The following is a 13,423-nucleotide window of genomic DNA, read 5'->3' on the forward strand; positions in this document are numbered from 1 at the left end:
CGCGCGGGACGCGCACGCCGGCGTCGGGGCAGGTCGCCGCCCTGGTACGGGAGACGACCACCTGCAACGCCTTGGTCGGGTTGGCCGGCCGCCCGCCGCTGGTCAGTTCGTCGGCGTGACGGAACCGCCGGACGACGACGGCGGGCTCATCGCGACGTCGGTGATCGCGTACACGATCACGTTGTACGCCTGCCCCGCCCGCAACCCCTGGACGACGGCGCTCGTCCGGTCCGCCGGCACGTACGTGGTCCGGCCGGGCGGAGAGGTGATCAGCGCGTACCGGCGGACGGGCAGGCCGCCCAGCACCCGGGGCGGGTCCCACCTGACGGTCGCGGAGGCCGCCCCGGCCGTGGCCGCCACGTTGAGCGGCGGCCCCAGCATGCCGAGCGCCGGCGGGGACGCCTCCAGCCAGCACTGCGCGAACACCAGCGCCGACACCGTACGGCCGGAGGCCGTGGCGGTGATCTCGGCGACGCCGGGCCGGTCGGCGACGTACTTGCCGGCCGCGTCGATGGCGCCGGGCCCGGCGGTGACCTTCCAGGTGACCGGCGCGGTGGGCAGGCCGAAGAACGTCACCTTGAAGAAGACCGGCTTGCCGACCTCGACGTCCGCGCGGGGCGGGTCCACGGCGACCCCGGCGAACCCGCCGCCTGCGTCGCGGGTCTTCCAGGACTGGTCGATGAGCCGGTCGAAGCGGGTCTCCCCGCCGCCCAGCCACGTGCTCGCGCGCAGGTACGCGTCCACCCGGATCCCCGGCCACTCCTCCCACCAGGGGTTCCCCTCCGAGACCCCTGCCCATCACACCTGCGTACGACGACGGAGTGTCGTCCGTGACTGATGGGCCACAATGGCCTGATGTCTGCCACGCCCGAGAAGTACGTTGAGACCGCATCTTCGCCCCGATTCAACGACTACGACAGGATGGCCGAGGGGTACACGACCGAGAACGAGACCAGCCTCACAAATGCGTACTACGAGCGTCCCGCGATGCTGGAGCTTGCCGGGAACGTAACCGGAAGGCGCATCCTCGACGCCGGCTGCGGCTCAGGCCCCCTGTTCTCCGCGCTGCGCGATCGAGGCGCCACCGTCACCGGCGTCGACGCGAGCGCCGGGATGCTGGAGCAGGCCCGGCAGCGGCTGGGCGCCGACGCGGATCTGCAGGTCGCTGACCTGGCCGACCCATTGCCCTTCCCTGACGAGGCGTTCGACGACGTCATCGCGTCCCTGGTGCTGCACTACCTGGAAGACTGGGGACCGACGCTGGCCGAGCTGCGGCGCGTGCTGAAGCCAGGTGGCCGACTCCTCGTCTCGGTCCATCACCCCTTCGGCATTACGCTCATGCAGCACATGGCTGGAGAAAAGTTCAAGTACTTCGAGACCTGCAGCCGGACCGACGAATGGACCAGAGGTGGGGAGACCGTCCACATGAAGTTCTGGGACCGGCCGTTGCACGCGATGACCGAAGCCTTCACCGCGGCGGGCTTTCGCATCAGTGTCATCAGCGAACCACCGTTTGTGCCGGAAGCCCGCGAACTGTTCCCCGAGGAGCTCCGTGAGATCACCGGCACGAGGTTTCTGTGCTTCCTGTTCTTCGTTCTCGAAGCCAGCTAGAAGCCCCGTAACGATCATTTGTTCATGGCTTCGCGCTTCAGTGGGCGATTCCTGCCGACTGAAGCGCTAAGTCGCACTCGAAGCGTGTCGGGATTAGGTGGTTTCCCGACCGGCTCCCGACGCCTCATAAAATTGGACACTACGGGATGAAATATCGCTCTGGGCGGCTGATTTCCAGCGAAGACTGACGACAGAATTTCCCGACAGACAGAACGGGGCGCCACGCCCCTTTCCGAGGAGTCCCGGTGCAGATCGTCTACGCCCGCGTCTCCACCGCGTCCCAGTCCCTGCTCCGCCAGCGGCACATCCTGACCGAGGCCGGCCTCCTCGTGCGAACCGAAGGAGTCGCCCAGGGGATTCCACCCCGCCGACGGCGTCCTCCTCTTCGAGGACCCCGCCACCACCTCCAAGATCCCCGCCCTGGACCGCCCCGCGTTGGCAAGATCCCCGCGCGCGGGCGCGTAGGCACTCCCGAAACTCCCGGAACTTTCCCGCCCTCATCCGCCGGTCCCGGTGGGCGCCAGGTGGTCGCCGGGTCTCCCGGCCCGGCACAACGGGCACCAGGGCCTTCCCGAGCGGGGACGCAGGTCGGCGCCGCCGGGCTCGCCGTGCGGGCGGCAGGGCCGCGAGCGGCGGTCGCCAGCGGCCGTGCGCGCCTGCTGCCCGGTGGCTTCCTGACGCACGTCGCCTTGGACGTCGGCCAGGTCGCCGCTGCGGGCCATGGCGGTCAGGTGGCCGACCAGGTTGCGTGGGGCGTGCTGGCGCATCACCCGGGGTGGTTCGCCCTCCAACTCGAAGAGCAGCTCGCCTTCCAGGAGGTGGCCGAAGACCGGGCCGGAGTGGCGATGCGGTGGAGTGCTCGGATCACCCGGCGGCAGGTCGAGTGTCGCCGTCCTCACCTCGGCACCGTCGGGGATGACGGGCAATATCTGACGCAGCAGGGTCGTCAGTCGCGCGGTGCTCATGGAGTCCTTCTGATCTCGATGCTTCGGATATGCCCGGCCGGGCCGGGCCGGTGCAGGAGCAGGCCTGCTGTGAGGGCGCCGCCGCGGAGGTGCGCTGCGGCCACATCGGCTTCTTCGCCGACAGCGCGGCGGCACAGGCGTGGAACAGGCGCACCCGCAGGCGGGAGGACGGCTGCTCTCCCAGCGCCAAGCCTGGGAGATAGGCGTGGACATCTTCGGCCCACTCATGCGCCCATAGCCGGAAATTGGACAGTGAATGGCCTGGAAACTGGTCAGGTGAAATGCCGACACTCGGCGGGCAGGTCCTGCGACCGTCCCACCTAGGAAGGCTGATCGATAGTGACAGAACGCGTACGCGTGGCGGTGCTGGCCGGCGGGCCGTCCGCCGAGCACGAGGTGTCGCTGCTGTCGGCACACGCCGTGCTCGACGCCCTGCCGAAGGAGCTGTACGAGCCCGTGCCCGTCATCATCGACCGCCAGGGCAGGTGGCCGGTGGAGCTGCGACGCGATCAGGTGGACGTGGTCTTCCCGGTGCTGCACGGACCGTTCGGCGAGGACGGCGTCGTCCAGGGGCACCTGGAGACGCTGGGCATCCCGTACGTGGGTTGCGGCGTCCTGGCCTCCGCCGTGGCGATGGACAAGGTCGCGATGCGGCGCGCGTTCCTGGCGGAGGGCATCCCTGTCACCCCGGGTGTGTGGTTCACCGAGCACGAATGGCGCGCCACCCTCGACTCCTGGGGGCTGGTGAAGTCGCTCGACTGGCCGATGTACGTGAAACCGTCCGGTCTGGGCTCCTCCATCGGCATCTCGCGTGTCACCACGATGGAGGAGCTGCGCGCGGGTGTGGAGCTGGCGCTGACTCACGACCGGTTGGTCATCGTCGAGCAGGAGGTGGCCGCGCGCGAGCTCATCTGCAGCGTGCTCGGCGGTCATGACTTCCCGGAGGCGTCGCTGCCCGGCGAGCTCCTCGTGCCAGGCGACTGGCTCGACTACGAGGCCAAGTACCTCAGCGATGCCGAGATCGCCACGATCCCCGCCGTCCTGCCTGAACGCGTGGCCGAGGACGTGCGCGAGATGTCGCTGCGCGCCTTCCAGGCGATCGGCGGTTACGGCCTGGCCAGGGTCGACTTCCTCTACGAGGAGGAGCCGGGACGCCTGTACGTGCTGGAGATCAACACCATGCCCGGCTTCACGGCCCGTTCCGTCTACGCCAGGGCCTGGGCCGAGAGCGGTGTCCCGTACCCGGATCTGCTGCGCCGCCTCATCGACCTCGCGTTCGCCCGGAGCGGCAAGTGATCGCCAGAAGCAGGCAAGTGACCGTCAGGAGCGGCAAGTGATCGCCACGACGCTGGAGAGGATCGCGCAGGTCGTCGGCGCGAGCCTGCACGACGTGCGCGATCCGCGCGCGCTGGTGACGGCGCCCGCGGCAGTCGATTCGCGCGAGGTGGTGCCCGGCGGCCTGTTCGCCGCGACGGTCGGCGCCCGCGTCGACGGCCACGACTACGCGGCCCGTGCCGTCGCGGGCGGCGCCGTCGCCGTGCTGGCCTCGCGGCCCGTCGGCGTGCCCGCCCTCGTGGTCGACGACGTACAACTCGCGCTCGGCGTGCTGGCCAAGCGCCTGCTCGGACGCATCAGCCCGACCGTGATCGGTCTGACCGGCTCCGTGGGCAAGACCACCACCAAGGACCTGCTGGCGCAGGTGCTCGAACGGCACGCCGAGACGGTCGCCACGGACAGGTCGTTCAACAACGAGCTCGGCCTGCCGCTCACCGTGCTGCGCGCCGATGCCGCCACCCGGTACCTGGTGCTGGAGATGGGGGCGAGCAGGAAGGGCGACCTGACGTACCTGACCGGACTCGCGCCACCGCAGCTTGGGCTGGTGCTCAATGTCGGCAGCGCGCACATGGAGCGCATGGGATCCGGGCCGGCCGACATAGCCGAGGCCAAAGGCGAGCTGGTCGAGGCGCTCCCGGCGGACGGGTTCGCGCTGCTCAACGCCGACGACCCGTACGTCGTCGGGATGGCCGGCCGTACCAGGGCCAAGGTCCTGCTGTACGGCGCGGCGGCGGGGGCACAGGTGCGGGCGGAAGGCGTGCGGATGGACGACCGCGCGCGGCCCGCGTTCGAGCTGGTGACGCCGGACGGCAGCGCCCCGGTCACGCTCGACCTCATAGGCGAGCATCAGGTGGGCAACGCGCTGGCCGCCGCCGCCGTGGCCACCGCGCTCGGCCTGGGCGCCGCCGAGATCGCCGAGGGACTGAACGCCGCCCGGCGGCGCTCCGCGGGCCGGTTGGAGATCGTCGAACGACGTGACGGCATCACCATCGTCAACGACGCCTACAACGCCAGCCCCGAGTCCATGAAGGCCGGGCTGCGGGCGGTGCGGGCGGTGGCGGGCGCCCGCCGTACCGTCGCCGTGCTCGGCGCGATGGGGCAGCAGGCGGACACCTCGCGCGCCCGGCACGCCGAGATCGGCCGGCTCGTCGCCGACCTCCGCTTCGACGTGCTGATCGCGGTAGGGGAGGGGGATCCGCTCGCGATGGCGTGGGCGGCGGAGTCCGCGAACCGGGGCGTGGCCGTCCACACGGTCGAGGACGTGTCCGGCGCCACCGAGCTGGCCGGCTCGCTGCTCGAACCGGGCGACGTGGTGTTCGTCAAGGCCTCAAGCGAGATCGGGCTCGGCGCCTGCGCCCGCGCGCTGGCCGACGCCTGAACAGCTTCTGTTCTGCCGAATGACCAGCCACCCTGTAAAGCCTTCCGGCGACGAGCCGGCGAAACGGAGTTCCATGCGCACCATCGGTCTTATCGGCGGGTTGAGCTGGGAATCGACGGTGATCTACTACCAGATCATCAACCAGCGCACCCGCGAGCACCTCGGCGGCAGCCATTCCGCCAACAGCCTCATCTGGTCGGTCGACTACACGACGGTCGAGGACCTCATCTTCGCCGACCGCTGGGACGAGGTGAGCACGTTGCTGACCGGTGCGGGCAGGCGACTGGAGGATTCCGGCGCCGACGTCCTGCTCGTCTGCAGCAACACCTTCAGCCGGGTGAGCGACGACGTGGAGCGGGCCGTGGGCGTGCCGGTGCTGCACATCGCCGACACCGTGGGCGCCGAGATCCGCGCCAGGGGCATGCGCAAGGTCGGCCTGCTCGGCACCAGGTTCACCATGGAGGAGCCCTTCTACCTGGATCGGCTGGCCGCCCACGGCGTCGAGGTGGTCGTCCCGCGTCGCGAACAGCGGAAGCTGATCCACGACGTGATCTTCGACGAGCTGGTGCGCGGGGTGATCAGGGAAACGTCCAGGGACGCCTACGCGCGGATCATCCAGGACCTCGCCGACGACGGCGCGGAGGGCGTCGTCCTGGGCTGCACGGAGATCGAGCTGCTGATCAGTGAGAAGCACAGCCCGATCCCTGTGCTGCCGAGCGCCCGGCTGCACGCCGAGGCGGCGGTCGGTTTCGCCCTCGCCGAGTGATCACGTACGGCTGGTGCCGTACAGCTCGCGGTGCCACAGGTCGGCGCAGACCCGTTCGATGCCGGCCGCCAGGTGGCGGCGGTAGGTGGTGAAGGGGATGCCGAGCCGTTCCGCGGCCAGCTCCTGCGTGGGCGTACCGCAGAGGAACGTGACGGACAGCGCCCGGTGGAACTTGACCGAGCGCGGGTCCTCGCTCAGGTCGCCGATCGCCTGGCGCAGCAGGTCACCCAGTGCCGTGGCGGGATTCTGCTCATCGGCGACCAGCCTGGTGCGCGTCAGGGGGGAGGTGGCCAGCTCGTCCGGCCGCGGCAACCTGCGCAACGCTCCGCGGACCGCGTCGGCGAACTCCTCCCTGGACAGCACCGCCAGTCTCGCCGTCGCCGCGCCAGGGCCGCTCGCGGGCCTCTTGACCATCTGCTCCAGCCACGCCTGCGCGGGCACCGCCCGCCAGTCGTGAACGAACAGGCCGCCGGAGATGTCACGCATCCCGTGATACCGCTCCGTCCGTGCTTCGAGGTACGACCAGGCCAGCCGTTCGGCCCGCAGACAGTTGCCGAGCGCTCGCCACTGGATCAGTTCCAGCAACACCGAGTTACCGCGGTACGGCGGAAGCACCCACTGCCTGCTGACCGCCAGGTGCTCACCGGCGCGCAGCGGGGTGGTGGCGCGCGCGTGCGCCCACGCCGCGGCCACGACGGGATCGGCCGCCAGCTCCTCCTCATCGAGCTCCGTCAACCGCAGCCACGCGGAGAGAGCCACCGGCTCGCCCGTCTCGGCGCTTCGATAGAGGCGGAACGCTTCCGGCTGACGCTCCACCCAGAATGCCGCTGCCTGTACCAGGATGCCGGCCTCCGCCTGCGGCAAGGCCTCTTCCTGGAACTCGCCGTCGCCGGTAGGCGGCCCGTGGTGGAGATGGAGCAGTGCCGCCACCGCGCCGGGCACGTCCGCGTCGCTCGCCGTACGCACCCTGTCCGCCACGCGCGCGTGCACGCGCTCGTGCATCACCGTGTACGCCTCGGGGTCCCGCCAGCGCAGGTCCGCCTCCAGCAGCCGCCGGACCACGCCGTGCGGGAACAGCCCGAGACCGCTCGATTCGACGAACGGCAACCGCCGCAGCCAGCGGAACAGCGTCCCCGCGTCCTCGGGGAAGGCCACCCGCAGCAGGTCCTCCGTCGTCGTGTACGCGTGCGCGCAGATCTCCAGGGCACGCCGGTGCGCGGCCGAGGGCAGCTCGCCCACCAGCTGATCCAGCAACTCGGCCACCAGGTCCTGATCAGGCCTCCATCGCCCGCCGTCCTTCGCCGCCACGGCCGCCCCCAGGAGCAGCGCCAGCGGGTGACCGCCGGCGAAGGCGAGCAGCGGCTCGCGCACCTCGGCCGGCACGCCGGCGGCGTCCAGCAGGGTGTGCGCGTCCGCGGCCCGCAGATCGCGCAGCGGCAGCACCTCCAGCGACCCCGCCCAAGCCGGGTCCGCCTGCCAGCGCACATCCGGCGGGTTCCGTCCCGCGATCACCACCAGCGCCCCCGCGGGCACCCGCGGCAGGAACCGTTCGCGCAGCCACCCCTCCAGGCTCTGCACGCGGTCGAAACCGTCGAACAGCAGCACCGCGTCGTCCTGGCAGGCCGCCGGGTCCATCAGGCGCTCGTCCAGCATGGACACGGGCCGCCCCGCCGTCTCGGCCTCGTCGGCGAAGCGCCGCAGCAGGGCCGACTTCCCGATGCCGCCCGGACCGTGCACGTACAGGACGCTGCGGGCGCCGCTGTACAGCGCCGTGGTGAAAACCGCGAGCTCCTCCTCCCGCCCCACGAACGCCATCTCGCGCGCCGCGCGCAGCCGCCGCCCCAGAGAACCGGACATGGATCGCTACCCCTTCTCGAAGAGGTGGTGCACGCCGGGGTGGGGGAGCCGTCGCGGCGGTATGCCTCGCCTGTCCGGGCGGTGCTCGAAATGCCACCACTCGTTGTCGTACAGGCGGTAGAGGTCGTAGCGGGCGCCGTGTTCCTCCAGCCAGCGAGCGCCTTCGTGCGGGCGTACGTCCAGGGCGATGCCCTTGACGTGGCTGGACTCGGCCGGTGGCAGCACGAGCATGCGGGCCAGGAACGGAGAGCCGGAGCGGCGCACCTCGTCGTCGAACATCCGCTGCTGGACGACGGGGTCGCGGTATCCGGAGGTGACGCCGATGAGCTGGCCGTGACGCCACAGCGCCTCGGTGCGTGCCGCGGTGAACGCGGCCATCGCGCCGTAGGTGAGCCCGGCGAGGTTCTCGGCGGGGAATCGCATCCGCAACGCCCAGCGGCAGGCCAGTTCGCGGGCGCGGCCTGGATGGCGAACGAAGGCTGGCGGCAGCAGCAGCACGGCGAGCACCTGCGTGGCCGCGGCGTACAGCCTGTCTCGGGGCCGGGGAGGGATGGTGCGTGGTTCGTCCATGACGAACCACCATTGGCGCCAAATATGAGCGCGTCGTCCGCCGAATGTCACCGTTTGTCGACGGCCCAGGCTGTGCGCCTCTCACCGTCGAGCGGCGCCACGGGCTGCGAGCTTGTGGCACGACCATGACATGGCGTGGACGATGCGGGCTGTGAAACTCGGCGGCGTGTCGCGAGTGTTGTTGATCGAGGATGACCCGGCCGTGCGGGAGGGCCTTGAGCTGGCCCTGACCGGGGTGATGATGTCGACGTGGTGGCCGGGTTGGAGGCGGGCGCCGACGACTACGTGGTCAAACCGGTGCAACCCAGGGTGCTCGACGCACGCGTTCGCGCGGTGCTCCGGCGCGGGAGAGCCGCGGCCTGGTGGTCACCGGCGGCCCCGGCCCGGACGGCGTGAACGTCCGAGTGGTCGACGAAGGCGCGATCGTCGATGACCGGCAACTGGCCGCCCTGCTGAGCGAGGCCAGACGCACCGTCACCAAGGTGGTGCTGATCGGCGACCCGGTCCAGCCGCGGTGCTTGGTTCGTGCTCCTCAACAGAGAGCGACACGAGTCCAATCACAAGACACAAAGGGACTTCAGACGCCGCATGAGCGCGAGGCCTGCCTGCCTGTCAGGACCTTCCCACAGGCCCCCGACTACCGCGAGGAATTTGTTGTAGAGGACAGACGCAGAGCCGCTGCCGCGGCAGAAATGGCAGGGCGCCGGTGTGAACCTTTCGGCGGAGCAGCGGTAAGAACAGGTGAATCTGCCCGCCCCCGCGATGAGGAGCTGACCCGTTCATGGCCGAACCGGCGACAGCCGAGGCCGCCGACAGCGACCTGATCCACCGCTCCCTGCGGGAGCCGCAGGCATTCGCCGCGCTGTTCGACCGGCATGCTCCCGCCCTGCACCGTTACGCGGCGCGCAGGCTCGGTCCGGGAGCGGCCGAGGACGTGGTGTCCGAGACCTTCCTGGCGGCGTTCGAGCACCGGCACCGCTACCGGTCCTGCCAGGACGACGCCCGGCCCTGGTTGTACGGCATCGCCTCGAACGTGATCGGCAAGAGGCGCAGGCGTGAGGAGGCCCGTTACCGGGCGTACGTGCGTGGTGGCGTACATCCGGCGGAGATCGGCGGCGGGCTGGTGGAGGACAGCGTGAACACCCTCGCGGTGAACAAGCCGCTGGTGGCGGCCCTGGCCGGGTTAGGCGCCGGCGACCGGGACACGCTGCTGCTGGTGGCGTGGGCGGGGCTGACGTACGAGGCGGTGGCCGAGGCGCTGGACGTCCCGGTCGGGACTGTCCGCTCCCGGCTCAACCGGGCGCGCAGGAAGATCCGGCAGGCTCTGGAAGGGACGGACCATGAATGAGATGGAGGACCTCGGCCGCCTGTGGGCCGATGAGCCCGAGCCGAGCGCGCACGACCTGGCGGCCTCCCGGGCTGCCCTGATGTCCACGATCGCCCGTCCCGGCGGACGGGGAGTGCTCGCCCGACCGCGTGGCCGTGGGGTGCTCGCCCGTCCCGGCGCCTTCCTGCGTACCAGGCGAGTCGTCCTGGCCGGCGCCATGGCAGCGGCGCTCACCGTTGGCATCCTCGCCGCCCAGGTGGGCCTGGGCGGCACCGACCCGGGCAACCCGCTCGCCGCGCCGCCCGCCGACGCTCAGACGCTGCTCAAGCTGGCCGCGCGGGCCGCCGCCGAGCAGCCGGACACGGTGCCGGCCTCCGGCCAGTACGTGCACACCAGAATGCTGGCCCAGCGCAGCCTGTTCGCGCCGGACGAGGCCGGCACGCGGCAGTACACGAAGGTGATGGTCAACGAGGAACGCTGGGAGGCCGCTGACGTCGGCAAGCCCTGGCTGAGCCGCGAGCAGTCCGTGTCGGCCACGGGACCGGCGCCCCGCAACCGCTGGGACCGCGGCGTCGAGGACACCGTGTACGAGCCCGCGGCCTGCCCCGGCCAACCGGCCTACGCCCGGCTGCGCAGCTGGCCCACGGACCCCGCGCAGGTGCGCGCGAAGATCGTGGCCGACACGGGCCCGGATCCGCTGCGCATGTGGTCCTCCCTCCAGGGCCTGGTCACCGAGTCGGTGGTTCGCCCCAGTCTGAGCGCCGCGCTCTACCAGGTGGCCGCGGGGCTGGACGGCATCGTGCTCATCCCCGACGCCGTGGACGTCGCCGGTCGGCCCGGCCTGGCCGTCGGGATGGACCAGGGCGACGGCAGGCGCTCGGACCTGATCTTCGACAAGCGCACCTATCGCTACCTGGGCGAGCGCACGGTGAACACCGCGGACAGAAAGGCGAAAATGCCCTTCGGCGAGGTCATCGAGCGGAAGGGCAAGGTGAACGGCACCGCGGTGCTCGCCGTCGATGTCGTCCCCGGTCTGCCCGAGGTGTCGCCGAACGCGTCCCGCGTGCAGATCCCCTGCTGAGACTTTCCCCCGATCCGGCCTTTCGGCCGGAAGTTCTGTTTCGCATGCCGCTGTTACGCATGCGCCATTTCGCATGCGTGGTTTCGCATGCCCAAATAAAGGAGCAAACCATGTTGATCGCAGCGAAGGCTGTCGCAGCCACCCTGCTCATCGGTACGTTCAGCGCTCTCCCCTCACCGGAGACGCAGGCCGCCTACGAGAAGAAGGCCGCCATGGAGCAGACCAGGGTGGCCTGCATGCAGGAGAAGGGGCTCACCTACCTGGCCGAGCCGATCGTCAAGCGCAAGTGGCAGCCGGGAGAGCTCGAGCGGCTGGCCGGCGACCATGAGGCGCTGCGCGCGTACCGGGCCAAGTACGGGTTCGGCGTCTGGTCCAGGCTGGTCTATCCGGGGGACCCGGCGGTCAACCCGGTGTCCGGGGAAAGCGTGAACAACAAGAACCTGATGGCGATGCCGGCGGACGAGCTCAAGAAGTGGCGCGCGGCCGACGACGCCTGCTTCGCCGAGGCGGCCGAGAAGCACCTGGGCCTCACCGTCACCTCGCAGCGGGGCGACTACCTCACCCAGCTCAACGCGGCACTGGACAAGTCCGTGGCCGCTCTCGATAAGGACGAGCGGCTCGCGCGGCTCGGCAAGCGGTTCGGCGCGTGCCTGGGCATCAGCGACACCAGGCCTTCGGTCCTGGCCGAACGCGGTCGGTCGGCGTTCGTGAAGCAGGCCACGCAGGTCGCCAGGAAACTGCACAAGGGCTCGCTGCCGAAGGCGCCCGAGGGCCGCACCCTGGCCCTGATGCCGCCGCTGAAGCCGGAGCAGGCCAAGCCGTACCTGGAGAAGGAGATCAAGACGGCGCTGAAGGACCTGGAATGCGGCAAGTCCTTCTACGCCGCGTACTCGCCCAAGGCGAAGACGGCCAAGGAGCAGGTGTACCAGAGGTTCGCCGTGGACTTCGCGCTCTGACCGGGGTGGGCCTGGGGGCCTGGTCACTCGGGGTAAGCGAGCGACGTTCGAGGTGATGGCGGGGGCCGTTCACAGCTCGGCGAACGGTCCCCTTCATCGGAGCCGGCGGCGCCGACCTGAACCCCCGATCGGGGCGGCCCTGGTGCCCGATGTGCCGGGCCGGGATCCCTCATGGCGTCGATCTGGCGCCTACCGGGGCGGGCGGATGGGTGGCCAGGGTGGTTCCGGGAGTTTCGGGAGTCCCTACGCGTCCGCGCGCGGACGCGTAGGGACTCGCGGGAGTCGTTGGCGGTGCCGGCGAGGAACGAACACCTTGGGACGAATCACCACATGACCAAGGCTGCTGACGCTACGCCGCGACCAGGCTGTTGATGAACGCCGGCGACAAGGCCCGGCAGCTCTGCGGCCGCATTGGCCTGCAAACTTACGGTACGTCAAGGCGGGCCCGCGCCCGCCATCCTGGTAGTTCCCCACGAACACATCACCCAGCCGCCGAACTCGCGAGCGTGGCAGGCGCCCGCCACGCCGATTGTCTGGTAGCCCCTTTCGCCGTTCGGACAATCGGCAGCCCGCCCGCCGGCACCTTGGCTGAGTCGGGTGAGCGTCGACGGCCCCCTGTTCGGCTGTGCGCGACCACGAGTATGCGCGGCCTCGCTATGGATCCGCTTTGGGGGCCGCGGGATCGCGGCAAAGCTTCGTCGAAGGCGATCGCGCAGGACGGCCCGCATCAAAGGGCCCGAATCGCAATTCCGGCCCCGAATTCTCGACGCCATAATGATCACGTGAAGTTCGAAGTGCTCGTCATCGGGCCCGAGGTCGGGCGGCAGCTCGCGCCGTATGCGAAACGCACCCGGGTGGGCGCCTTCCGCCGCTACATCACCGAGGACGAGCTCCAGGACGGAATCATGCAGGGCATGTGGGCCGGGCGCCTGGGGCCCGACGCGGACGAGGCCGCGATCGCCGCGTACGTGCGCAGCACCTTCGACGAGTTCCTCGGCGAGCGCGACGAGATCGACAAGGACGAGCGCGGCTGGTACTTCTACTCCCACGAGAACCCGTTGGCGCGCTGGGACTACTGGTTTGTCAACAGCGAGTGGTGGCCGCTACGGACCAGGCCGGGTGGCGCGGTCGTCCTCGACGAGGCCGCCTACGCCGGCTGGCCCGACATCCGCGACCACGCGCGGCTCTGGCGTCGAGGCAGGCCCGGTGAGGTGCTATACGGCGCGCAGTCGGTGGTCGAGGAGATCGACTTCGTCGCCATGGAGCGGGAGTCGGCCGAAGCAGCGGGGCGCGCCTGGGACGCCTACCAGGCCGCCGAGCACCGCGACTCGCTCGACGAGATCCAGATCGGCGGATTCACCCGCGAGGAGTACCTGCTGCGGACGGGCTGGCATCCGGCCTGTCTCGTCGAAGGCGGGCGCTGGCACGAACGCGGCGATCGCGGACTGCGGGCCGACGTGGAGGAAGCACGGGCGCTGGAGTGGCGGCGCTTCGTCGACGACCTGATCGGCGGCCTGCCTCCTGGCACGCTGCTCACCAAGGTCGTCTGTCACACGTGAGCCGGTAATGGCCTGCAC

At 70.4% G+C, this 13,423-nt stretch carries 13 protein-coding genes and 1 pseudogene; 10 read left to right on the plus strand and 4 right to left on the minus strand.

The genetic code is table 11. From position 1 onward, the window contains the following. Positions 1–102 precede the first annotated feature (102 nt). Entirely contained in the window at positions 103–744 is a 642-nt protein-coding gene (locus tag AB0J97_RS42490) for a fibronectin type III domain-containing protein (protein ID WP_364100325.1), read from the minus strand. A 111-nt stretch (positions 745–855) separates the two neighbouring features. Here AB0J97_RS42490 and AB0J97_RS42495 point away from each other — a divergent pair, with 111 nt between their 5' ends. Continuing rightward, a complete protein-coding gene (locus AB0J97_RS42495) occupies positions 856–1,611 on the plus strand; it encodes a class I SAM-dependent methyltransferase (RefSeq protein WP_364100328.1) in 756 nt (251 codons plus the stop codon). A 497-nt stretch (positions 1,612–2,108) separates the two neighbouring features. On the opposite strand, the gene AB0J97_RS42500 is transcribed toward AB0J97_RS42495, so the two are convergent. Beyond that, positions 2,109–2,576, minus strand: coding sequence for a hypothetical protein (locus AB0J97_RS42500; protein WP_364100331.1), 468 nt, complete (start codon positions 2,574–2,576; stop codon positions 2,109–2,111). Between the two features lie 339 nt (positions 2,577–2,915). On the opposite strand from AB0J97_RS42500, the gene AB0J97_RS42505 reads away from it, so the two are divergent. From AB0J97_RS42505 to AB0J97_RS42515, 3 genes are all read left to right on the plus strand, one after another. After that, positions 2,916–3,872, plus strand: coding sequence for a D-alanine--D-alanine ligase family protein (locus AB0J97_RS42505; protein WP_364100334.1), 957 nt, complete (start codon positions 2,916–2,918; stop codon positions 3,870–3,872). A gap of 37 nt (positions 3,873–3,909) precedes the next feature. After that, a complete protein-coding gene (murF, locus tag AB0J97_RS42510; protein ID WP_364100337.1) occupies positions 3,910–5,289 on the plus strand; it encodes a UDP-N-acetylmuramoyl-tripeptide--D-alanyl-D-alanine ligase in 1,380 nt (459 codons plus the stop codon). A 73-nt stretch (positions 5,290–5,362) separates the two neighbouring features. Next, positions 5,363–6,055, plus strand: coding sequence for an aspartate/glutamate racemase family protein (locus AB0J97_RS42515; protein ID WP_364100340.1), 693 nt, complete (start codon positions 5,363–5,365; stop codon positions 6,053–6,055). Here AB0J97_RS42515 and AB0J97_RS42520 read toward each other — a convergent pair whose 3' ends face one another. Both AB0J97_RS42520 and vanY-N read right to left on the minus strand, forming a co-directional pair. After that, positions 6,056–7,912 (minus strand): ATP-binding protein, encoded by a 1,857-nt coding sequence (locus AB0J97_RS42520; protein WP_364100343.1) that lies wholly within the window; start codon positions 7,910–7,912, stop codon positions 6,056–6,058. It lies immediately after the preceding gene. Between the two features lie 6 nt (positions 7,913–7,918). Then, positions 7,919–8,482 carry a D,D-peptidase/D,D-carboxypeptidase VanY-N gene (vanY-N, locus tag AB0J97_RS42525; protein ID WP_364100346.1) on the minus strand — a complete coding sequence of 188 codons (564 nt, stop codon included), beginning with the start codon at positions 8,480–8,482 and terminating at the stop codon, positions 7,919–7,921. Between the two features lie 166 nt (positions 8,483–8,648). On the opposite strand from vanY-N, the pseudogene AB0J97_RS42530 reads away from it, so the two are divergent. The 6 genes and pseudogenes from AB0J97_RS42530 to AB0J97_RS42555 form a co-directional block, all read left to right on the plus strand. After that, positions 8,649–8,830: pseudogene (locus AB0J97_RS42530) on the plus strand (hypothetical protein); the annotation flags it as partial. Between the two features lie 56 nt (positions 8,831–8,886). Then, entirely contained in the window at positions 8,887–9,306 is a 420-nt protein-coding gene (locus AB0J97_RS42535) for a hypothetical protein (RefSeq protein ID WP_364100512.1), read from the plus strand. Next, entirely contained in the window at positions 9,264–9,830 is a 567-nt protein-coding gene (locus AB0J97_RS42540; RefSeq protein ID WP_357703826.1) for an RNA polymerase sigma factor, read from the plus strand. The genes AB0J97_RS42535 and AB0J97_RS42540 overlap by 43 nt, the downstream gene beginning before the upstream one ends. Beyond that, positions 9,823–10,890 (plus strand): CU044_5270 family protein, encoded by a 1,068-nt coding sequence (locus AB0J97_RS42545; RefSeq protein WP_364100350.1) that lies wholly within the window; start codon positions 9,823–9,825, stop codon positions 10,888–10,890. Before AB0J97_RS42540 ends, AB0J97_RS42545 begins: the two co-directional genes overlap by 8 nt. A gap of 110 nt (positions 10,891–11,000) precedes the next feature. After that, a complete protein-coding gene (locus AB0J97_RS42550) occupies positions 11,001–11,846 on the plus strand; it encodes a hypothetical protein (protein WP_364100352.1) in 846 nt (281 codons plus the stop codon). 782 nt (positions 11,847–12,628) lie between these two features. Continuing rightward, complete coding sequence (locus AB0J97_RS42555) at positions 12,629–13,405, plus strand: hypothetical protein (protein WP_364100355.1); 777 nt, start codon at positions 12,629–12,631, stop codon at positions 13,403–13,405. Positions 13,406–13,423 lie beyond the last annotated feature (18 nt).

It is taken from the genome of Nonomuraea sp. NPDC049607 (genome assembly GCF_040675375.1).
GTDB lineage: Bacteria > Actinomycetota > Actinomycetes > Streptosporangiales > Streptosporangiaceae > Nonomuraea.

Coding starts and splice junctions, on each gene's coding strand:
- vanY-N (WP_364100346.1), bottom strand. CDS start 8,482: ATGGACGAACCACGCACCATCCCTCCCCGGCCCCGAGACAGGCTGTAC.
- AB0J97_RS42545 (WP_364100350.1), top strand. CDS start 9,823: ATGAATGAGATGGAGGACCTCGGCCGCCTGTGGGCCGATGAGCCCGAG.
- AB0J97_RS42515 (WP_364100340.1), top strand. CDS start 5,363: ATGCGCACCATCGGTCTTATCGGCGGGTTGAGCTGGGAATCGACGGTG.
- AB0J97_RS42540 (WP_357703826.1), top strand. CDS start 9,264: ATGGCCGAACCGGCGACAGCCGAGGCCGCCGACAGCGACCTGATCCAC.
- AB0J97_RS42495 (WP_364100328.1), top strand. CDS start 856: ATGTCTGCCACGCCCGAGAAGTACGTTGAGACCGCATCTTCGCCCCGA.
- AB0J97_RS42550 (WP_364100352.1), top strand. CDS start 11,001: ATGTTGATCGCAGCGAAGGCTGTCGCAGCCACCCTGCTCATCGGTACG.
- AB0J97_RS42500 (WP_364100331.1), bottom strand. CDS start 2,576: ATGAGCACCGCGCGACTGACGACCCTGCTGCGTCAGATATTGCCCGTC.
- AB0J97_RS42520 (WP_364100343.1), bottom strand. CDS start 7,912: ATGTCCGGTTCTCTGGGGCGGCGGCTGCGCGCGGCGCGCGAGATGGCG.